The organism is Bradyrhizobium sp. SZCCHNR1043 (genome assembly GCF_032489675.1).
GTDB lineage: Bacteria > Pseudomonadota > Alphaproteobacteria > Rhizobiales > Xanthobacteraceae > Bradyrhizobium.
The window spans coordinates 238,697-260,136 of the sequence record NZ_JAUEYN010000015.1; the positions used below are offsets into that span (position 1 = coordinate 238,697).

Below are 21,440 nucleotides of genomic sequence, written 5' to 3' on the forward strand. Positions count from 1 at the left end.
TGCATCATCCAAATAACCGAAGCGACGCGTAGCGCGCTCACATCATCACGGAAACGCCCGAGAGAACCCCATGACCATGTTCGACCTCACCGGCCGTGTGGCCGTCGTCACCGGCGGCAATGGAGGCATAGGCCTCGGTATTGCCCAGGCACTTGCGTCCAGTGGCTGTAACGTCTCGATCTGGGGCCGCAACGCCGAGAAGAACAAGGCTGCGGCGGCGTCGATGGCCGCCGGGCCCGGCAAGGTCGACACCCGTATCTGCGACGTGACCAGCGCCGCTTCCGTCAACGAGGCGATGAAGGCCACGCTCGACACGTTCGGTCGGGTCGACGGCTGCTTTGCCAATGCCGGCATCGGCGGCGGTGGCCGCAAGCCGTTCATCGAGCGCAGCGAGGAGGAATGGCGCACGATGTTCGCAACCAATCTCGACGGCGTGTTCCATGCGTTCCAGGCTGCCGCGAGGCACATGACCGCGCGCGCCGAAGCCGGTGACGCGTTCGGCCGGCTGGTTGCCACCTCGAGCCTGGCCTCGCTGTTCGGCACCGCGCGCAACGAGCATTATGCAGGGACCAAAGCCGCGCTGAATGCGCTGTGCCGCGCGCTCGCGGTGGAGCTGGCGCGCTATGGCGTCACCGCGAATGCCATCCTGCCCGGCTGGATCAAGAGCGACATGACCGCGGGCATCATGGGCAACGAGAAGTTCGTCGCCAACGTCATGCCGCGTATCCCGGTGCGCCGCTTCGGCGAGCCGTCGGATTTCGGCGGCATCGCCGTCTACCTCATGAGCAAGGCGTCGTCCTATCACACCGCCGACTGCTTCGTGATCGACGGCGGCTATACCGCATTCTGATCCCTCGCAGCGGGTGGTGAGCCGGTGCGCCGGCTCACCAGACGGGGATCGTTCCGTGCTGCGCTCCAAGATTTCCGAAATTTAATCCGCCTCTGGCTGCCACGCCCCCGTGACGCCGGCGTTGTTACCCATCACATAACGGAGAGAATTTCCAGGAAGGATGCCATGAAGCGCGGTGTGACGGTTTTGGCCTGTGTGTCTGCCCTGGCTGTGGCCGGCTACTTTGCGATGGCAAAGTGGGGCATCCAGCACGAGAGCCGCGAGTTCTTCGATGCCGCGCGGCAGCGGTCGATCAATGTCGATGTCGCGGTGCGCAAGGACTACGAGATGAAGGCCAATGCCGGGCTGTGGCGGCTGCCCGTGGCCATCATCAGCAACGGCAACACCGTCAAGAACACCGAGTACTCGTTCCTCGCGAACGTGTTCGCCGCGCGCGGCTACCTCGTCGCCAGCGTCCAGCAGGACCTGCCGACCGATCCGCCGCTCGTCACCAAGGTCGGGATGCCATATGTCGGCCGGCTCGACGTCTACCAGAAGGGCGAGGCCAACATCCTCTGCGTGCTGAACGAGATGAAGAAGCGTCATCCGAATGCCGACTACGATCACCTGACCCTGGTCGGCCACTCCAATGGCGGCGACACCGCGATGTATTTCGCCAAGGAGCATCCGAACATCGTCTCGCAGGTGGTGACGCTCGACAATCTGCGCGTGCCTTTCGTCATCAGGGACAAGCTCAAGATCCTGTCGTTCCGCTCGGATGATCCGCAGTTCAAGACCGACCCCGGCGTGGTGCCGACGCATGTCGACAGGAAGAGCGGCATCGACATCATCAAGACCGAGTTCCAGCACACCTGGATGAGCGACCGTGGCCCCTACACAGCGCGGGAACGGATCCAGGCGACGCTCGACAAATATCTCGGCGGCGATGCGACGAGCGAGCTGGCCCCGGCAGATACCGACAATCTGATCGTGACCAACGGGGCAGCCGCCCTTCCCTGATCTGGCAATCAGCGCGACGGCACGACCGGCGAAATGCGAAGGGCGGCCGCGCAATCGCGCAGCCGCCATCGCAGACGTCAGTCCTGCGGTTTCTTGGCCGGCGGGCCGCTCTTGTTCCCCGGCATGCCCTTGATGTTCGACGGGTCCTGCGCGCTGACGTCCGGATTATGGCGGTTGATCGTGGACGAGCCCACCGTGCCGCTTCCCGTCTCAGTGCCCGGTCCGTTCTTGTTGCCTGGCGCGCCCTGGATGCCCGCTCCGGAATTCTGCGCACTCGGCGGCGGCGTGGTCTGTGGGCTGCCCTGCGCCAGCGCGGACGTGGCCGAGACGACGAATGCGCAAGCAATCAGACTGATCATTGGTTTCATGGCGCGACCTCCATTTGTCGTTGCCGTGTGCTGTCCGAACGTAGCGCTGGCGGAGCCGTTCCCGGGAACATCGAATTTCCGCGAAGACAGCGCTGATGTGCGCAACCCCTGCCCGCTTTATTGGCTTCCGCATCGCGTCACAGCCCACTACGGTCGGGGAACCGACGCACCAGAGGCCTCTAGATGGAATACCTCTCCACCGATCTCAGCCCGCGCGAGCGCTACAAGATTCTGACCTCCTTCGTGCTGCCGCGGCCGATCGCCTGGGTGACGACGAGAAGCGAGACCGGGATCGTCAACGCCGCGCCATTCTCGTTCTTCAACGTGCTCGGCGAGGACCCGCCGCTGTGCGTGTTCGCGATCAACCTGCGGCCCGATGGGCGGGTCAAGGACACCCTCGTCAACATCCGCCGCGGCGGCGAGTTCGTCGTCCACATCACCGACGAGCCGCTGGCGCAGGCGATGCACGAGACCGGCGGCGACTTTCCACCTGAGATCGGCGAGCCGGATCACCTCGGGCTCAAGCTTACACCGTCGCGGATGATCGGCGTTCCGCGGTTGGCGGAGGCACCGTTCGCGATGGAGTGCAAGACCTGGCAGCTCATCGACGTCAATGGCGATCGCGTGCTGGTGCTCGGCGAAGGCCTCGCTTTCCACATCCGCGACGAATTGTGGGACACCGAGAAGATGCGGGTCGAGATGGAGCTGTTCCATCCTGTCGGGCGCATGTTCGCCGACCGCTATTGCCGCACCAATGACCGGATGGATTTCCCGCCGGCGAAGGGCGCCGCCTGAGCGCTCCCGGCCGCCGGCACGGGCAGTCAGTAGGTCGCGGCGAGATAGTCGACGATCTTGCCGACATCGGCCGCGTCGATCGGGGCGCCATAGACCTTGATCATCTTGGTGACTTCGGCCTGCCAGAACTCCTTCCTGTTCTGCATCGGCGGCTGGGTCCTGATGTAGTCGGAGGAGTGACAGGCCGTGCAATTGCCCTGCACGACGGCGAGATCGGGCCCCGGCTTGAAGGCCGCCGTCTCCTGCGGAACCTGATAGTTGACCGGGGCTGCCGTGAGCGAGATGGGGCGGCCCGCCAGGCAGCCAAGTCCGACGGCCAGCGTGGCGATGAGGAAAGGCGTCCGACGCATGGTGATGCTCCTCAGGCCGCCGTGACGCGGACGGTTTCAACGACGTTGCGCAGATAGCCGGCCGGATTCCAGCGCGGCGTCTCCGGCTGGGTCTCGCCGGAATTGCTCGTGGCACGCACCTTGAGATCGTGGGCCCCCGCGGCCAGCTTCACCGGCAGCTTCCACTCGCGGAAGGAATATTTCCCGAGATCCTTGCCGAGCTTGGCGTCGGTCCAGGTCTTGCCGCCGTCGGTCGAGACCGCGACCTGCTTGATTCCCGTTCCGCCGTCGAATGCGAGGCCGCGCAGCATTGCCCTGCCCGCCTTGAGCTTTGCGCCATCGGCCAGGCTGGTGATGAACGAGCGGACCGTGAAGCGGTTGATCGGGATCGTCGCTTTCGGCGTGGTTCCGGGCTCGACGGCATTGTTCGGCGTGTCCGGAATTCGATAGGCCGATTTCATCCAGAAGCCGTCAAAGACGTTGTCGATGACAGTGATCTCGTTGAGGTGCTTGACCCAGTAGGTGCCGTAGTAGCCGGGCACGATCAGGCGCAGCGGAAAGCCGTTCAGGAACGGCAGATCCTCGCCGTTCATGCCGTAGGCCAGCATCACCTCGCCATCCATGGCGTGATCGAGGTCGAGCGCCTTGACGAAATCCGGCGTCTTGTCGATCACCGGTCCGTCCATGCCGCCGAAGGTGACCTGCCTGGCGCCGGCCTGAACACCCGCCATGTCGAGCACGGTCTTGAGCGGCACGCCACGCCAGCGCGCATTGCCCATCGCGCCGTTGCCAAGCTGGCCGCCTGCGACGCGCGGCTCGAAGAAGCCGCGGCTGTTGCCGGAGCATTGGTTGACGGCGACGATCTCGGTCGCCTTCATCTTGCGGATGTCCTTGAGCGACAGCTTGAGCGGCTTGTCGACCTTTCCCTTGATCGCGAGCGTGAACTTGTCCGGATCGAGATCGTAAGGCAGGCCCGCCAGATGATAGCGGACGAAGAAGGCATTGTTCGGCGTGATCACGCCGTCATTGAACACCCCGAATGGCGTTTCGAGTTGCGGCGGCCGGCTGGTCAGACCGATCATCGGTCGCTTCTGCGGATATTTCACCAGCGGGCGCTCGCCATTGGCGAAGGGCAACGTCACCGTCTCCTCGGCCAGCGCACGGGTCGTGTCGAAGCTGCCCAGCAAAGCAGCCATCCCCGCTCCCTTGAGCAGATCACGTCTGTCGATCATGCAACTCCCTCCGGAGTGGTCGTTTTGAACCCGCGGTCATCACCGCCGACTCTCATCAATCTGGCGGCATGCACGGCCGCTGCGAATTGATCGTTGCACATTCTCTCACTGCGAGAAAAGCCGTGAACGTCCGCAATCATGGCATCGCAGCGCGGCAACGGACGAGACTTCGCACGTGCAACAAGAGCAATCGTGCATCGAACCGCAGGGTGGGCGAGCGGGGCCGTCAGTCGGCGCGTGCCCACCGACGGCGCCGGCGAGGGACGACGTTGGGCACGGCGCACTCCACAGTCGTTGCACGCCGCGATGAGCTCGCCGCGCCTTTGTGCACCCTACACGCGCAACTACGTGCCCTGCCCGATCTTGTCCTGTGTCTTGGTGTCGAAGTCGCTGGCGTCGTGGCGCTCGTGGAGCTGGCTCTTTGGATCGCCGGAGACGCGGTTGACCATGCGGCCACGCTTCACAGGGGGGCGCTGCGCGATCTGGTCGGTCCAGCGCTGAACATTCCTGTAGTCCTGCACCGAGAGGAACTCGCCGCCTTCGTAGAGCAGGCCCTTGGCGAGCGCGCCGTACCACGGCCACACCGCGATGTCGGCGATGGTGTAGTCGGGGCCGGCGAGATACTCGCTTTCGGCGAGACGACGGTCGAGTACGTCGAGCTGGCGCTTCACCTCCATCGCGAAGCGGTCGATGGCATACTCGATCTTGGTCGGCGCATAGGCATAGAAGTGGCCGAAGCCGCCGCCGAGATAGGGCGCAGCTCCCATCTGCCAGAACAGCCAGGACAGGCATTCGGCTCGCTTGGCCGGCTCGGTCGGCAGGAAGGCGCCGAACTTCTCGGCCAGATACACCAGGATCGCACCGGACTCGAATACGCGGATCGGTTCGGTCCCGCTGCGATCCAGCAGCGCCGGGATCTTGGAATTGGGATTGATGGCGACGAAGCCCGAACCGAACTGATCGCCCTCGCCGATCCGGATCAGCCAGGCGTCGTATTCGGCGCCGCTGTGGCCGAGCGCCAGCAGCTCCTCGAGCATCACTGTGACCTTCACACCGTTGGGCGTTCCCAGAGAATAAAGCTGCAAGGGATGACGGCCGACAGGCAATTCCTTCTCGTGCGTCGGACCTGCGATCGGCCGGTTGATGTTGGCGAAGCGGCCGCCGCTGGCCTTGTTCCAGGTCCAGACCTTGGGCGGCACATAGCTGTTCTGTTCAGACACGGCAGACTCCGGCGTGAGCGTCAGGAGCGAGCGTTTTAGGCGCATCTGCCGTGAAGCGGAAGCCATGCTGCGCGCGGGCGCCATCAGCATTTTCTGCATTGCGCGGTCGAACCTGCGATGACAGAACGGAGACAAGACAACAATGACGGTCCGTCACGGGCCGGCTCTTGGAAACGCCGATGACTGCAAGTACCCTGCCCCCCGACCGCATTCCCGTGATCGTCGGCGTGGGCGAGATCGTCGATCGTCCCAAGGATATCGGCGACGGTCTCGAGCCGCTGACGCTGCTCGAACAGGCGATCCGCCGTGCGGAAAATGACGCGGGCGCCAAGCTCATCCACGACATCGGCTCGCTCGACGTCGTCAACTTCCTGAGCTGGCGCTACCGCGATCCCGAGCAGCTTCTCGCGCAGCGGCTCGGCGTGACGCCGGCGCACTGCCACTATGGTCCGGTCGGCGGCGAGAGCCCGATCCGCTTTCTGCACGAGGCCGCCTTGCGCATCGCGCGCGGCGAATGCGAGGTCGCGGTGGTCTGCGGCGCCGAGGCGCAATCGACCGCGACCAAGGCCGAACGCGCCGGCGTGCCCCTGCGGTGGACGCCGTTCGCCCACGACGTCGAGGAGCCGAAGCGCGGCGCCGCGTTCCAGAAGCCGCTGGCGGTGAAGCTCGGCGTATTCCGCCCGGTCTCGGTCTATCCGTTCTACGAGGTCGCGAGCGCGCCCAAATGGGGCCAGACGCCGCGGCAGGCGCTCGCGGAATCCGGCGAGCTGTGGTCGCGCTTTTCCGCGGTCGCCGCCTACAATCCCAACGCCTGGCTGAAGCGGCACTTCGCGCCCGAGGAGATCACGACGCCGTCAGCCGACAACCGCCCGATCGCCTGGCCCTACACCAAGCTGATGGTCGCCAATCCCATGGTCAACATGGGCGCGGCGCTGATCCTGACCAGCCTGGCCAAGGCGCGTGCGGCGGGCATTGCCGACAGCCGCATGATCTATCCGCTCGGTGGCGCAGCGGCGGAGGATCCGCGCGACTACCTCACGCGCGATCAGTTCGCCGAGAGTCATCCGCAGAACGCCGTGTTGCGGGCCGCAATGAAACTCGTAGGCGGCAACGGCGCGGCGTTCGACGTCATCGAGCTCTACAGCTGCTTTCCCTGCGTGCCGAAGATGGCACGGCGGATCCTCGGCCTCGGCGCCGACGTGGAGCCGACCGTCACCGGCGGGCTGACCTTCTTCGGCGCGCCGCTCAACACCTACATGACGCACGCCGCCTGCGCGATGGTGCGGCGGCTGCGCGGCGGCGCCAGGCGCGGCCTGCTGTACGGCCAGGGCGGCTTCGTCACCAAGCATCATGCGCTGGTGATCTCGCGCGAGCCGCCGTCGTCCCTGTCGCAGGAGGTGAGCGTGCAGGCCGAGGCCGATCGGCATCGCGCCGCCGCGCCGGCGTTCGTCAGCGAAGCCGGCGGCGGCGGCCGGGTCGAAAGCTTCACCGCGCTGTTTGATCGCAACGGCGAGGTCGAGCATGGCGTTGCGATGCTGCGCACCGAGCAGGACACGCGCACGTTGGCGCGCGTTCCGGCGCAGGACGCAGCCACGCTGGCGCGGCTGATGGATCAGGACAGGACGCCGGTCGGCGCGCTCGGCACGATCACGATGGCCGCCGATGGTGTGCCGGAGTGGCGGACGAATTAGTTCGCTTCCGTCGCCTCACACCTCCCGGGCGTCACGCTGCCAGCGCGCATAGGCCGTGTCCCAATCAGGATCAGGATCGCTGTCCGCCACGAAGCCGAGCGTCCTGCCGCCGCCGAGGTCGCGGAAGCCGATCATGGCGCGGCGGTGCGCGCCGCTTCTGACATAGGCGCGCATGCTGGCTTCGTCGGTCCAGACCGTCAGCGTATGATAGATGCCATTCACCGGACGAAGCTCGACGCGCAGATTCCCGGGAGCCGCACGCGCCTGGCGGACGGCGCGCAACGTGTGCCACCAGAATCGCGCCAGCCGATTGAGGCCGCGATGCGGGCGGAAGCCGGTGACGGAAACGTAAACGCTCATGGCGCGCTCCTGGATCGCAGACCGCCGCGCAATGGAACGGTCGCGCCGACGGGTGTGAGCACAACGCTGCTCGCCGTCTCCCGGATGTCGGAGCGCAGATCACGGTCCGGCGCTCAGCGCCCGCTACGCCTGGGCTTCGCGTCGGCAGGCACCGTGCCCGTGGTCTCCGCCGCCGCCGGAGGCGCGCTGTCGTCGCCGGCCAATTGCCGGTCGCGCCTGCGCGCGAGGGCCTCATCCCGCCGTGCGGCCGCGATCGCCAATTCCGGATCCAGCTTGAGGGCCTGGTTGAAGTCGGCGAGCGCGCGGTCGTAGCGCCCCTTCGCCAGCCACACCGCGCCACGGTCGCTGTACATTCCGGCATCGCTGAAGCCCATGCGCACGGCGTGGTCGAGATCGACGAGGGCCTCGTCGAGATCGCCCTTGCGCTGAAGCGCGAGGCCACGATCGTGAAACAGCACCGGGTCGTTCGGATCCAGCCGGATCGCCCGCTCAAAATCGCCAAGCGCGCGGTCGATGCGGCCCATGCGGACCAGATCCCTGGCGCGATAGTGATAGAGATCGGCATTGCGGGGCGCGAGCCGGATCGCTTCGTCGAAATCAGCGACAGCGCGCTCGAGATCGCCCTGCCGGCTGCGGTCCATCCCCCGCTTCAGGAAGGATGCGGCGGTCGTCGGTGCAGCCGGGACGACCTGCTCTGCGGCTCTAGGCTCTGCCGGCGGAGACAGCGCGGGGGCCTCCGCCTCCGGAGGCGGCACCGGCAGCACGGCTCCGGTCGCGTCCTGGACGGCAGGCGCCGGGACGGTCTCACCTGCGACCTTGCGCTGCGGCCCCGATCGGGCCTGCGGCGACGGTGTCACGATCGAGCGCGTCGCCGGCCTGCTCATCCAATCACCGGAGGAGGGCAAGAGCAGAATCTCGAGGCCGATCAGGATCGCGCTGAGCACGGCGGTCGCCGCTGTGAACTGCAGGATGGCGTCCCAGCGTTCGCGGCGGACGCGGTCGCGCTCAGAAGCAAGATGGGCGTCGTATTCGGCGCGCAGGTCAGGGTCGCGCAGCACGTTGTAGGCGACGATGATCAACTTGAGCTGGTGCTCCGACGCCGGATCGGCGCCGCCCCGGAGGTCGGGATGGTGCGCCTTGGCGGCCTGGCGGAACGCCCGCTTGATCGTGTCGAGATCGGCCCGCGGCGATACGCCGAGCACCTCATAATGCGTCGTCATGGCGCGATCCCGAGCCTCTCTTCCGAGGCCGGTTCGGGATCACGCGGGGAGCAGGTCGAGCGCATAATGGGCGCCATCGCGGGTGAGCCGACCGAACGCGGCCCACGGAAAATGAGATCCACAAACCAACATCTTTTCTGCAACGATACGATCGAGCAATCTGCGCCGGCTGACCTCGGCAGCCGCGCCGTCCTGGTCATAGGCGCCGTGCCATTCGGGATGGCGCAGGCACAACGCCGGCACATAGGCGGTGTCGCCCGAGATCATCAGTTGCTCCGCTCCGGAGCTGAGATGAAACGCGGTGTGCCCCGGCGTATGACCGGGGACGCTGACGAAGCGGATGCCGGGCACCACCTCGTCCTCGCCCTCGACCGGCAGCACGTTCTTCCAGCCCGGGATCACGCTCTGGATGCGGCGCGCCAGCGACTGCCGCCACGGCGGCAGCCGGCTGGTCAGAGATGCATCGGTCCAGAATTTGTATTCGGCCGCAGCCACGATGATCTCGGCGGAGGGAAACACCGGCGCGTTGGTGTCCTCGCCGAGCAGTCCGAAAATATGATCGGGATGGAAGTGCGAGATCAGGATGGTGTCGATGTCCTCCGGGCGAATGCCGGCTGCTTTCAGATTGTCCAGCAGGCGGCCCGAAATGAAGATCGAGTCGGAATTGTAGCCCTGGACCTGACCGCCGCCGCCGGCATCGCACAGCACGGTCTTGCCCTTCAGCCGCACCACGAAGGTGGAGATCGGGACCGGGACGAAGGCGGGGCTCAGACCCGCAGCGCGCAGTGCTTCCTTCACGTCGCTGATGCTGGCATTGTCGATGAAGCCGGCCTCGTGCGGCTTTTCCCATACACCGTCGTAGAGGGCGATCACCTCCGCCTCGCCGATCGTGATCCGGCGATAGCCGTGCGCGGGATCCTCAGTGCGGCGGCGCGGCTTGGCGGCAACCACGGCAAGCCCCGCATCGAGACCCAAGGCGACCGCGGCCGTCGCGGCCGTTAGCACCAGGGTCCTGCGCGAAGGTCTGCTCGCAATCACATTGCCTGCCACTAAATGTACCGCTGGTTGAATAAATATCTAACACAAGTTAATCTCTGCACCTTAGCGGGATTATGGCGCCACAACGGCCTTTCTGGCCGGGGCGTCAGGTGTGGGGAGTCTGCAACGGTGGGGGATGATCCGGTCGAGCGGGGCGCCGCCTGACGAACGGCGCACGCATGAGCGTCCACGTCGACGTGGTTCGCCGCGGCGTCATCGGCTGTGCCCGCGGCTATCGGTCGGGGCTGTGTCGTTCGACTATCGGACGCGACAGCGGGCAATCTCGGCCGCTGTCGCCGGCTTCGTCATGTCGCGGATCAGGCGGCGCGAACCGATTGCAGGAAGCGGCCGACCTCCTGCTTGAGACGCTCGCTATCACCGGAGAGCTGGCGCGCGGCGCTGAGCACCTGCCCCGAGGTGTCGCCGGTCTCGCTGGCGCCGCGCTGGACGTTGGTGATGTTGGCGGACACCTGCTGTGTACCCGCGGCGGCGTGCTGGATGTTGCGCGAGATCTCGGCGGTCGCTGCGCCCTGCTCCTCGACCGCGGCCGCCACCGTCGCGGCGATCTCCGACAGCCGCTCGATCGTCGTCGAGATCTCCCTGATGGCGCCGACCGACTCCTGCGTGGCCCCCTGGATGCCGGAAATCTGTTGGCCGATCTCGCCGGTCGCCTTTGCAGTCTGCTCGGCCAGCGCCTTGACCTCGGAGGCGACGACGGCAAAGCCGCGGCCAGCCTCGCCCGCCCGCGCGGCCTCGATGGTGGCATTGAGCGCCAGCAGATTGGTCTGCCCGGCGATCGTGTTGATCAGCTCGACGACGTCGCCAATGCGGGTCGCCGCCTTCGACAGCTCGCCGACACGATCATTGGTGCGGCGCGCCTGCTCGACCGCATCGGAAGCGATGCGCGCGGACTCCTGCACCTGGCGGCTGATCTCACGGACCGACGAGGTGAGCTCCTCGGTCGCCGACGCCACGGCCTGAACATTGGCCGACGCCTCTTCGGAGGCCGCGGCAACAGTGGTGGAAAGCTCCTGCCCCCGCACGGCGGTGCTCGACAGCGAGTTGGCCGAGCTCTCGAGCTCGCTGGAGGCCGAGGACACCGTATTGACGATGTTACCGATGGCGCCTTCGAAACCGTTGGCGAGCTCCGACATCTCCCGCTTGCGCGCGGCGGCTGCGCGCCGCTCCTGCTCTCCGAGCTCCCTGTCGTTGAACCGCACCATCGTCTGAACGGTCTGCAGGTTACGCAAGGCGCGGCCGATCTCGTCGTCGCGCTCGATGCGCATGCGGGTGTCGAGCGTGCCCTGGGTGATGCTCTCCATCGTCTCGTTCAGATGATCGAGCGGCGCCACGATCACGTTCATCGTACGCAGCCCGACCAGACCACACAGCACGACACCAGCGGCAGCAATCGCCACGGCGGTCATTCCGGCGAGCCCGCCCTCCCCGAACGAGATGACGCCAAGCACGAGCAGGAACAGCGTCTGCAATCCGACCAGCGTTCGCAGCCTTGCCGCGATCGAGCCGGTGAACATCGAGAGATGGTCGAACACCGAGCGGCGGCGGACGATGCCGTCGTCGATCTTGTAACCATGCGGCCGCTTTTCGCGGATCGCCGCATAGACCTGCTCGGCCTCCGCGCGCTGGTCGGCGGGCAGCTTGGTGCGCACCGAGGTGTAGCCGACGACTTGGCCGTCTTTGCAGATCGGCGACGCCGTCGCCAGCACCCAGTAATAGTCGCCGTTCTTGCGGCGGTTCTTGACCGCGCCGACCCAGGGTCGGCCGGCCTTGAGCGTGGTCCAGAGATTGTCGAAGGCTTCAGGCGGCATGTCGGGATGACGCACGATGTTGTGCGGCTGCCCCATCAGCTCGGCTTCGGCGAAGCCGGCCGCGTCGACAAAATCCTGGTTGAAGAAGGTCAGCTTGCCCTTCGTGTCGGTCTTGGACACGATCAGCGTGTCATCCGTGATCGGATACTCGACGTTGGTGACCGGCAAATTCTTACGCATGGCGAGTCTTTCGAGCCATGCCGGCATCGGCATGGCTAATTTTGCTGCAAACGATGCGTCCATTGTCGCAGTCGCCGATTAACCTAAGATAAAGTGCCGCAACCGTTGAAATACGGATCGCTGGACCCCATTCACGGGCGATTGCCGTTGTCCGGCGGGCAAAGCAAAGGGCGCGGTTTGCGCAGCCGCGCCCTCCTATCATCGGCGGCCGTGCGCACTCAGGCGGCGCGGACAGTCTCCAGGAATCGGCTGACTCCGGCCTTCGACCGGTTGCTGTCGGACGACAGCGCCTGCGCGGCGGACAACACCTCGGACGAGGCGGAGCCGGTTTCATTGGCGCCGCCCTGCACCTCGATGATGTTGGACCAGACGTCCTTGGTGCCCTGCGAGGCGTGCTGGACGTTGCGGGAAATCTCCTGCGTCGCGGCCCCCTGCTCCTCGACCGCAGCAGCGATGGTCGAGGCGATCTCCGAGAGCCGCTCGATGGTGCCGGAAATCTCCTTGATGGCGCCGACCGATTCCTGGGTCGCGCTCTGGATGCCGGAAATCTGCTGACCGATCTCGCCGGTCGCCTTCGAGGTCTGCCCGGCCAGCGCCTTGACCTCGGTGGCAACCACCGCGACGCCGCGGCCGGCTTCGCCGGCGCGCGCCGCTTCGATGGTGGCCTTGAGCACCAGCACGTTGGCCTAGCCGGCGATGGTGTTGATCAGTTCGACGACGTCGCCGATCCGCGCGGCGGCCCTGGACAGCTCGCTCACCTGGTCGTTTGTCCGCCGCGCCTGGTTGACGGCCTCGCTCGCCATACGGGCCGATTCCTGCACCTGGCGGCTGATCTCGGTCACCGAGGAGGACAGCTCCTCGGTGGCCGACGCGACCAGGAAACGTCCGACCTCGCGCCTGAGGGGGGTGCTGTCGCCCGACAGCATCTGCGGCCGACGGCCGAAGAAATCGCCGACAGCATCTCGATGATTGCGAGCTGCTGCATCTCGCGCTTGCGATGCGGCCGCCATGGGCCGCACATGCTGGCGCTCGCTCCCCCCTTTTTATCCCGCGCCGCGGGTCACTCCAGCTCGATCGCCTGATAGGCGCCGGTCTCGTCGAGCGCCGTGCCCCAGATCTTGTGCGAGGCCTGATGTTCGGCGGGGCCGAAGTTGAGCAAGGCTCCAAGACCGAGATCGATGTTACGCATCGACTCGAGGGTATCGATCAACCGCTCGGTATCGAGCTGCGGACCGGCCTTTTTAAGGGCTTGAATCAGGATGCTCGCCTCGATGTAGCCCTCGAGCGAGGTGTAGTCCGGCGGCTCGCCGGGGAAATGCTTCGCCAGCGCGGCCTTGTAGTCGAGCACCACGCTCGAATAGCCGGAGACGGCGGGAACGGTCTGGGTCACGATGACCCCGGAGGCGTATCGCGAACCAAGCAGCATGAGCTCGTTGGCAAGCGCCGATGCACCGACCGCCGACACATTGACGAAGACGACGCCGGGAAGCGCGTCGCGCGCCTTTTCGATGAACTTCGCTGCCGCGCGCGAAGTCGCGACCATGATGACCGCACGGACGGGCACCTTCTGCGCCTTGAGCTGGTTGATCGCGGGCTCCACATCCACGGTGTTGCGGGTGTAGTTGACGCGCAGGATCGCAGCGTCGCTGAGGCCCAGGACGCGAAATGCCTTCGCCACGCCGGCAAAGCCTGCATCCCCGAACGAATCGTCCTGCGCGAACAGCGCGATCTGGCGCGGCGGCACTCGGCGCAGCTTCACCAGGTAACGGACCAGCGCATCGGCTTCTTCCGAATAGCTCGGGCGATAGTTGAAGACGTAGCGGTCCGGCGGATCGTGGCGCGAGACGTTCGCACCGGTGTAGGGGCTGAAGAACAGCATCCGGCGCTCGAGCGAATATGGAATTGCAACGGCCGCGGTCACGGTCCCGAAACTGCCGACGAAGCCGAACACGCGCTCCTTCTCGTAGAGCTGCTTCATGGCATCGAGCGTGCGGTTCGGATCATAGCCGTCATCGGCGACGGCGAGCTTGAGCATCCGGCCATTGACCCCGCCGGCGTCGTTGGCATGGTTGAAGGCGGCTTCGATACCGACCTTGAGCAGACGTCCTGATTCCTTGTTCGCGCCCGACAGCGGCAAGACGCTGCCGAACGTGACGTCACGCTCCGTGACGCCGCGAACCGATGGAGCAGGCACAGCACTCGTCGCACCAGCCGCAGCGACCGGGAGCGTCGCATCCGGCGGCGCGCCGGCCGCCGTTGCCGGTGCGCCGATCGATCGCTCGATGTCTCCAAGCTGGAGCTCGGCCCGTCGGCAGTCCTGGCGGCCACTCGCCACGGCCGCGCGACCGTCGGCGATGAAGCGGTCGAACTGGCGCGTCAGCTCGTTTCGATCGCCGTCGTTGTTCGAGGCCTCCCGGATGACGGCCTGGAACTTGCCGATGATGGCTTGGATACGCGGCCGAGGGATATCGCTGCAGGCAAGGGCCCCCCCGATGACGGGACCGATCCTGCCACTGAGGTCGCGCACGACGGCGAGGTTGTCGCCGGGCGCTGCATGGATCGATGTAGTGAACATGAGGGCGAGGATGATCGCCGAGGAATTCGCGAACGATCGCATCCGGCTTACCACCTCGTGGCGGGGCCGGAAGTCAAGAAAGGTGATCATGGCGGAGCTTCAAACTCGTTGAGACACGTTGGTTGGATCGCTGATTTAGCTGATGAGATTGCTGCCGGCCTCTCAGGCCGCGCGGACCGTCTGCAGGAAGCGGCTGACCTCGCGCTTGAGGCGGTTGCTGTCTGTCGACAGACCCTGGGCCGCCTCCAGCACCTGGGTCGACGCCGAGCCGGTCTCGGTCGCGCCGCGCTGCACGTCGGTGATGTTGACGGAAACCTGCTGCGTGCCGTGCGCCGCCTGCTGCACGTTGCGCGAGATTTCCTTGGTCGCGGCGTTCTGCTCTTCGACGGCGGCAGCAATCGTCGAGGAAACCTCCGACAGCCGCTCGATGCTGCCGGAGATCAGCCTGATCGCCGCGACCGATTCCTGTGTCGCCGCCTGGATGCCGGCCACCTGCTGGCCGATCTCGTCGGTCGCCTTGGCGGTCTGCTCCGCCAGCGCCTTGACCTCGGCGGCGACCACGGCAAAGCCCCGCCCCGCCTCGCCGGCACGCGCCGCCTCGATGGTGGCGTTCAGCGCCAGCAGATTGGTCTGCCCGGCAATGCTGTTGATCAGCTCGACCACGTCGCCGATGCGGCTCGCCGCGCGCGACAGTTCGCTCACCCGCTCGTTGGTCTTCTTCGCCTGCTCGACCGCTTCATTGGCCATGCGCGCCGATTCATGCACCTGGCGGCCGATCTCGGTGACCGAGGACGTCATCTCCTCGGTGGCCGAGGCGACGGATTGCACGTTGGTGGACGCTTCCTCCGACGCGGCCGCCACCGTGGTTGCGAGCTCGCCGGCGCGGACCGCCGTCTTGCTCAACGTGTCCGCCGACACTTCCAGTCTGGACGAAGCCGACGAGACCGTCTCGACGATCTCGCCAACGGCGCTTTCGAAGTCGTCGGCCATCTTGTGCATGTCGGCCTTGCGGCGGGCCAGCGCCCGCTGCTCGGCTTCCTTCTGCTCCGCTTCCAGCGCGTGACGTGCGACCGCATTGCTCTTGAACACCTCGACGGCGCCGGCCATCTCGCCGATCTCGTCGCCGCGTCCCACGCCGGGGACCTCGACGTCGAGACGGCCGCCGGCGAGGCTCTTCATCGCGCTGGTCATGCGATGCAGCGGGTTGGTGATGCCGCGCCCGACGAGCGTCGACACGACGAGCAGGATCAGCAGCACGATTCCGGCCGCCGTCAACGACTGCCGCGTCGAGGCCCAGGCCTGCGCCGAGAGGTCATCGATATAGACGCCGGTTCCGACCAGCCAATTCCAGGGTGCGAACCCCGCGACATGGGTCAGCTTGGGCTGCGGCGTCTCGGAGCCGGGCTTCGGCCAATCGTAGTCGACGAAGCCGCGGCCATGCTGGCGAACCACATCGATCATCTCGATGAACAGCTTCTTGCCGTTCGGATCCTTCATGTCCGCGACGTCCTGCCCGACCAGCTTGGTCGAGATCGGATGCATCAGCATCTTCGCGGTCATGTCCGTGACGAAGAAATACTCGTTGCCGCCATAGCGCAGCTGGGAGGCGCGCTCGAGAGCGCGCTTCTGCGCCTCGGCGACCGAGATCGTCCCCTTCTGCGCGGCCGCATGCTCCTCGGCGAAGATGCCGAGCGCGAGCTCGGTCAGATGCCGGAGCTCGAGCTGCTTCTGCTGCTTGAGGCCTGCGGCGAGCTCGCGGGAATTGAAGGCAGTCAGGCCGATCAGGCCGAGGAAGCTCAGACCGATCAGGGCATAGATCTTGATCCCGATGGTGAGCTTGAGGCGATGGGGCATTGCAAAGGACATGTCGGTCTCCACGGCGCGACTCATGCTGGGGGCGCTCGGGGACAGATCACGTCGACGGGCGCGGGCTCGCCTCGTCGTCACGCAAACGGGCCCGCAGCCCACGCGTGGAAGCTACGGGAGCCAAAATTAAGTCTGGTTAAGACCGTGTCCGTGCAAATACGGAGCAGCGATCGAAAAGTGATCGTTGCCCGTCCAGATCGGTAACGCGCTCCGGCTTGGCCGTGCGGCGCGTCATCTCGTGCCGTGCGACCGAACGAGAGAAGCGCCGTTTGCCCGTGGGGCTCGACTGCGCGTTGGCCGCGAATGACCAGACCCTACACGCCTATTCTTAACGTAAGTTAAAAACGCAGATTGACTACGCAGGTTAGTTTTCCGGCGTCGATGTAGCGCGAACAGAAAAGCCGCGGGCGACGGGGCCGCGGACTGTCCTTGTTGGGCCAGAAAACGCAGAAGGCCGGAGCGTTCGATGCTCCGGCCTTCCAATCCCCCGCGCGACCAGCAGTTCGTCGCTTCCGCTGCTCAGCGTTACGCCGCCCGCACCGAGCCGAGGAAGCTCGCGACCTCCTGCTTGAGGCGATTGCTGTCGCCGGACAGCGCCTGTGCCGCTGAGAGCACCTGGGCCGAGGCCGACCCGGTCTCGGCCGCGCCGCGCTCGACATCGGCGATGTTGGACGAGACCTGCTGCGTGCCATGCGTGGCCTGCTGAACATTGCGTGAGATCTCCTGCGTCGCCGCACCCTGCTCTTCGACAGCCGCTGCGATGGTCGAGGAGATTTCCGACAGCTTCTCGATCGTGGAGGAGATCTCCTTGATGGCGCTGACCGACTCCTGCGTCGCCACCTGGATGCTCGAGATCTGCTGGCCGATCTCGCCGGTTGCCTTCGCGGTCTGCTCCGCCAGCGCCTTGACCTCGGAGGCGACGACCGCGAAGCCGCGGCCGGCGTCGCCGGCGCGCGCCGCCTCGATGGTGGCGTTGAGCGCCAGCAGGTTGGTCTGGCCGGCAATCGTGTTGATCAGTTCGACGACATCGCCGATGCGGGTGGCCGCCTTGGACAGCTCGCTGACACGCCCGGTCGTGGTGCGGGCCTGGCCGACGGCGTCGTTGGCGATGCGCGCCGATTCCTGCACCTGACGGCTGATCTCGGTGACCGACGAGGCCATCTGCTCGGTCGCAGACGCCACCGACTGGACGTTGGTCGTGGCTTCCTCCGAGGCAGACGCAACCGCCGTCGTCAAGCCTTGCGAGCGCGTCGCGGCCTGGGTCAGCGTGGAGGCGGACTGCTCGAGCTGGCTCGAGGCCGACGAGACGGTGTTCACGATTTCGCCGACCGCGGCTTCGAACTGCTCGGCCAGCCGCTGCATGTCGGCCTTGCGCTGGCGCGCCGCGATCGCGTCCTGTGCATTCTTCGTTTCGGCCTCGGCACGCGCCTTCTCCTCCGCGTTGCCCCGGATCACCGTCACGGTCTTGGCAAGATCGCCGATCTCGTCGCCGCGCGATGCACCGGGGATGACGATGTCGAGCCGGCCACGCGCCATCTCGCCGAGCGCCGCGTTCAGCCGCGTCAACGGCCGCGCGATCCCGAGGAACGAGAACACGACCGAACCGATCACCGACAACAGAACCGCCAATCCGACAAACAGCGTGATATAGCTCGCCTGCGCGGCGACCTGGTCTGCCTCGAACCGCGCGCTCGCGTTGCGCGCGCGCGCATCCTGGATCGCAGAGGACATCAGCTCGCCGGCCTCGCCGAGATAAATGAGCGTGCGGTCGCGCAGCACGGCCTCCTTGATCCCCTCGGTCTTCACCACCTCGTCGTTCGCGGCGACGAAGTCCGAGGCGAGGCCATTGAGCTTGGTGATCGTGGCCTGGATCTCGCGGTCGTCGGCCAGCATGCGGGCGTCGGTCAGCGAGCTCTTCAGCCCCGGCACCGTCTGCTTCACCGTCAGGATCGTCGCGGCATCGCCAGTCATACCGAACCGCCAGGCCTGCGACCGCATGTAGTTCAACTTGGCATCGGCGGCGTGAAGCTGGCGCTCGACCCGCTCGCGGAAGGCGAGCTTCGGCAGCGACGGTGAGGCGAGCAGAGCCTTCAGGCTGGTGTTCCAGTCGTTGGAGACGGCACTGCGCTTCTCGATCTGCGTCAGCAACTTCTTCTGCGCCTCGGCGAGATCGACCGCTCCCGCGGCATAGCTCGTCATCAGCTCCTTGATCCGGGTCAGCCGGGCACGATTGTCGGCGGTCGACACGTTGGCGAGCGCGGCGTCGATGTCCGTCACCATCCCGGTCGAGAACTGCTGAATGTCGGCGGCTGCCTTCTCTGCCTCGGCCGGCGCACGCGCCAGCCGCGCCGAACGGCCACCGAGCTGGGTCTGCTGCATGTTGATGCTGGCCGACAGCACGCTCTCGACGACGCGCCGCGCGCGCTCGGCCTGCTGATTGGCGTGGTTGACCGCTCTTTCCGCCATCAACTGGTTAGCGATCATGCCGACGGCGAGAGATGCGCCGATGGCGCCAGCGAGCCCGAGTTTGTAGCCGATCCGATTCAGTTTCATTGCCCTACCCACAGATGGACGCGTCACGCGACGGTCCGTACCGGAGGTATAGCGGTGAGGTCCCTAGAGACCGTTAATTTACGGGAGTTATCGGGCATTACACGCAAAAAACTTCTGCTTTTTCAGTGTGCGTCCCGATGCTTATGGCGGCACGGCGGCGCTGCCGTGCCGAGCGACGGCTCACAAACTAAGCAGATGATGAGATCGGGACCGAGGCCCAACACGTCGTTCCAAAATCCGGCACAGGCCGACGCAGCCGGCAGTCGGCTGACGCGCAGTTAGCGCATCAGCCCGAGCGCGTCGGCGAAGAACTGCGGCCCGCCGAAATTGCCGGACTTCAGCGCCAGCAGCATATCGCCGCCCTGCGCGCCGATTGCGCGAAGCACCGGCACACCGGCCGCGATCTCTGGACCAACGAGGAAGCCGGGAATCCCCAGCCGGTCAACGACGGCGCCCGAGGTCTCGCCGCCGGCGACGATCAACCGCCGCACGCCGGCCTCAATCAGCCCCTCGGCGAGATCGGCCATCGCCTGCTCGATGGCGTGCCCCGCCGCTTCGCGGCCGTGCCTGGATTGCAGCGCGCTGACCTGATCCGGCGTCGCGCTGGAGGCAATCAGCACAGGCCCCTTGGCAATGCGCTCACGCGCCCAGGCCAGCGCGCGCTGCGCCTCGTCCGGACCGGCGACCAGGCCCGCCGCATCGAGATGCAGCACCGGCATGATGGTCTCGGCCTGCGCAATCTGCTGCAGCGTCGCCTGCGAGCAGCTTCCGGCGAGGCAGGCGGCCATGCCGCCGACGGGTGCATCCGCGTGATGCGCCAAGCCGTGGGTATGCACGTGCCTGGCCTCGACCAAAGCGCGCGCCAGCCCGAGCCCGATGCCGGACGCGCCGACAGAGACCCGGTTCTTCAAGGCGGCCGCGCCGATCGCAATCAGGTCGGCGTCGAACACGGCATCGACGATCGCCGCACCAATGCCCTGCGCGGCCAATTCCTGCAGCCTGTGGCCGATCGCCTCCGGCCCGTGCACGACGGCGGCGAGGTCGACCAAGCCGATTTTCCTGCGGCTCTGGCGCGCCAGCACGCGCACCAGATTGGCGTCGTGCATCGGGTTGAGCGGATGATCCTTGAGCGGGCTCTCGTTGAGCGGCACGCTGCCGACGAAGAGGTTGCCTTGATAGACGGTCCGCCTGGTTTCCGGGAAGGCCGGGGTCACCAGCACGATGCCGTCGCCCGCATCACCGGCGAGCGCATCCATGACAGGGCCGATATTGCCGGCATCGGTGGAATCGAACGTCGAGCAGATCTTGAACAGCACGTGGTCGGCACCCCGTGCGCGCAGCCATTTGTCGGCCTCGCGTGAGCGGGCCACGGCGAGCGAAGCCTCGATCGACCGGCTCTTCAGCGACACCACGACGGCATCGACCTCCGGCAGCGTGAGGTCATCAGCCGGCACGCCGATCGTCTGCACCGTGCGCAGGCCGGCGCGAGTCAAGGTGTTGGCGAGGTCGGAGGCGCCGGTGTAGTCATCGGCGATGCAGCCGAGCTTCAAGGTCACGGCTTCACTCCCTTGTAGGGCGCAAACCAGCCGAGCCCGTCCTCGGTGCGACCGCGCGGATTGTACTCGCAGCCGACGAAGCCGGCATAGCCCAGCCGGTCGAGCTCGGCGAACAGGAACGGATAGTTCAGCTCCTCGCCGTCGGGCTCGTTGCGCGAGGGAATGCTGGCGATCTGGATGTGGCCGATGATGTCCATCATCTCGCGCAGCCGCATGGTGACGTCGCCATGGATGATCTGGCAGTGATAGATGTCGAACTGCAGCTTGAGATTGGGAATCTTCAGCTCGCGGATGAGATCGCGGGCGAAGCCGAAATCGTTGAGGAAGTAGCCGGGCACGTTGCGCGCATTGATCGGCTCGATCATGACGTCGAGGCCGTGGGGCGCGAAGAACTCCGCCGCCCAGGCCACCGACTTGGTGTAGGCTTCCACGGCCTTCGCATCACTACGTTCGGCGATGCCCGCCATCATGTGCAGCCGCTTCACGCCGGTGGCCTTGGCATAGGGCAGCGCCGTCTCGAGGCTCGCCTTGAGATCATCGAAGCGCTGGGGCAGCGCGGCAAAGCCCTTCTCGCCGGCATCCCAGTTGCCGGGCGGCAGGTTGAACAGCGCTTGCGTCAGGCCGTTGCCGTGCAGCCGCTTGCCGACCTCCTCGGCCGGATAATCATAGGGAAACAGGAATTCGACCGCGGTGAAGCCGGCCTTGGCGGCGGCGGCGAAGCGGTCGAGGAACGGATGCTCGGTGAACATCATCGAGAGATTGGCGGCGAAACGGGGCAT

The 21,440-nt window shown here is 66.1% G+C and carries 17 protein-coding genes and 1 pseudogene; 4 read left to right on the forward strand and 14 right to left on the reverse strand.

Going from position 1 to position 21,440, the window contains the following annotated elements; translation table 11 throughout:
- Window positions 1–70 precede the first annotated feature (70 nt).
- Together QX039_RS26090 and QX039_RS26095 are read left to right on the forward strand one after the other, a co-directional pair.
- A complete protein-coding gene (locus QX039_RS26090; protein WP_315737254.1) occupies window positions 71–850 on the forward strand; it encodes an SDR family oxidoreductase in 780 nt (259 codons plus the stop codon).
- A 165-nt stretch (window positions 851–1,015) separates the two neighbouring features.
- Complete coding sequence (locus QX039_RS26095; RefSeq protein WP_315737253.1) at window positions 1,016–1,849, forward strand: alpha/beta hydrolase; 834 nt, start codon at window positions 1,016–1,018, stop codon at window positions 1,847–1,849.
- A 77-nt stretch (window positions 1,850–1,926) separates the two neighbouring features.
- On the opposite strand, the gene QX039_RS26100 is transcribed toward QX039_RS26095, so the two are convergent.
- The gene (locus QX039_RS26100; protein ID WP_315772483.1) at window positions 1,927–2,217 is read right to left on the reverse strand and encodes a hypothetical protein; all 291 of its coding nucleotides are present in this window, start codon (window positions 2,215–2,217) and stop codon (window positions 1,927–1,929) included.
- A 183-nt stretch (window positions 2,218–2,400) separates the two neighbouring features.
- Here QX039_RS26100 and QX039_RS26105 point away from each other — a divergent pair, with 183 nt between their 5' ends.
- Window positions 2,401–3,012 (forward strand): flavin reductase family protein, encoded by a 612-nt coding sequence (locus QX039_RS26105; protein WP_315772482.1) that lies wholly within the window; start codon window positions 2,401–2,403, stop codon window positions 3,010–3,012.
- Window positions 3,013–3,038: 26 nt separating this feature from the next.
- On the opposite strand, the gene QX039_RS26110 is transcribed toward QX039_RS26105, so the two are convergent.
- From QX039_RS26110 to yghU, 3 genes are all read right to left on the reverse strand, one after another.
- Window positions 3,039–3,362, reverse strand: a complete 324-nt coding sequence (locus QX039_RS26110) for a cytochrome c (RefSeq protein ID WP_315737250.1) — start codon at window positions 3,360–3,362, stop codon at window positions 3,039–3,041.
- Between the two features lie 11 nt (window positions 3,363–3,373).
- Complete coding sequence (locus QX039_RS26115; protein ID WP_315737249.1) at window positions 3,374–4,573, reverse strand: molybdopterin-dependent oxidoreductase; 1,200 nt, start codon at window positions 4,571–4,573, stop codon at window positions 3,374–3,376.
- 344 nt (window positions 4,574–4,917) lie between these two features.
- Window positions 4,918–5,793 carry a glutathione-dependent disulfide-bond oxidoreductase gene (yghU, locus tag QX039_RS26120; protein WP_315737248.1) on the reverse strand — a complete coding sequence of 292 codons (876 nt, stop codon included), beginning with the start codon at window positions 5,791–5,793 and terminating at the stop codon, window positions 4,918–4,920.
- A 179-nt stretch (window positions 5,794–5,972) separates the two neighbouring features.
- Between yghU and QX039_RS26125 the strand changes: the two genes are divergently transcribed.
- Window positions 5,973–7,484, forward strand: coding sequence for an acetyl-CoA acetyltransferase (locus QX039_RS26125; protein ID WP_315737247.1), 1,512 nt, complete (start codon window positions 5,973–5,975; stop codon window positions 7,482–7,484).
- Between the two features lie 15 nt (window positions 7,485–7,499).
- Here QX039_RS26125 and QX039_RS26130 read toward each other — a convergent pair whose 3' ends face one another.
- The 10 genes and pseudogenes from QX039_RS26130 to otnI all read right to left on the reverse strand — a co-directional run bounded on the left by QX039_RS26130 (window position 7,500) and on the right by otnI (window position 21,440).
- Entirely contained in the window at window positions 7,500–7,844 is a 345-nt protein-coding gene (locus tag QX039_RS26130) for an antibiotic biosynthesis monooxygenase (protein ID WP_315737246.1), read from the reverse strand.
- Between the two features lie 113 nt (window positions 7,845–7,957).
- Complete coding sequence (locus QX039_RS26135) at window positions 7,958–9,064, reverse strand: J domain-containing protein (RefSeq protein ID WP_315737245.1); 1,107 nt, start codon at window positions 9,062–9,064, stop codon at window positions 7,958–7,960.
- A gap of 39 nt (window positions 9,065–9,103) precedes the next feature.
- Window positions 9,104–10,069, reverse strand: a complete 966-nt coding sequence (locus tag QX039_RS26140; RefSeq protein WP_315737244.1) for an MBL fold metallo-hydrolase — start codon at window positions 10,067–10,069, stop codon at window positions 9,104–9,106.
- A gap of 350 nt (window positions 10,070–10,419) precedes the next feature.
- Window positions 10,420–12,111, reverse strand: coding sequence for a methyl-accepting chemotaxis protein (locus tag QX039_RS26145; protein WP_315737243.1), 1,692 nt, complete (start codon window positions 12,109–12,111; stop codon window positions 10,420–10,422).
- Between the two features lie 218 nt (window positions 12,112–12,329).
- Window positions 12,330–12,986, reverse strand: a pseudogene (locus QX039_RS26150) (methyl-accepting chemotaxis protein); the annotation flags it as partial.
- Between the two features lie 185 nt (window positions 12,987–13,171).
- A complete protein-coding gene (locus tag QX039_RS26155) occupies window positions 13,172–14,776 on the reverse strand; it encodes an ABC transporter substrate-binding protein (protein WP_315737242.1) in 1,605 nt (534 codons plus the stop codon).
- Between the two features lie 72 nt (window positions 14,777–14,848).
- Window positions 14,849–16,552, reverse strand: coding sequence for a methyl-accepting chemotaxis protein (locus QX039_RS26160; protein ID WP_315737241.1), 1,704 nt, complete (start codon window positions 16,550–16,552; stop codon window positions 14,849–14,851).
- Between the two features lie 525 nt (window positions 16,553–17,077).
- Complete coding sequence (locus QX039_RS26165; RefSeq protein ID WP_315772481.1) at window positions 17,078–19,105, reverse strand: methyl-accepting chemotaxis protein; 2,028 nt, start codon at window positions 19,103–19,105, stop codon at window positions 17,078–17,080.
- A 278-nt stretch (window positions 19,106–19,383) separates the two neighbouring features.
- Complete coding sequence (gene otnK, locus QX039_RS26170; protein WP_315737239.1) at window positions 19,384–20,661, reverse strand: 3-oxo-tetronate kinase; 1,278 nt, start codon at window positions 20,659–20,661, stop codon at window positions 19,384–19,386.
- On the reverse strand, window positions 20,658–21,440 hold the full coding sequence (otnI, locus tag QX039_RS26175; protein ID WP_315737238.1) for a 2-oxo-tetronate isomerase: 783 nt from the start codon (window positions 21,438–21,440) through the stop codon (window positions 20,658–20,660). Before otnI ends, otnK begins: the two co-directional genes overlap by 4 nt.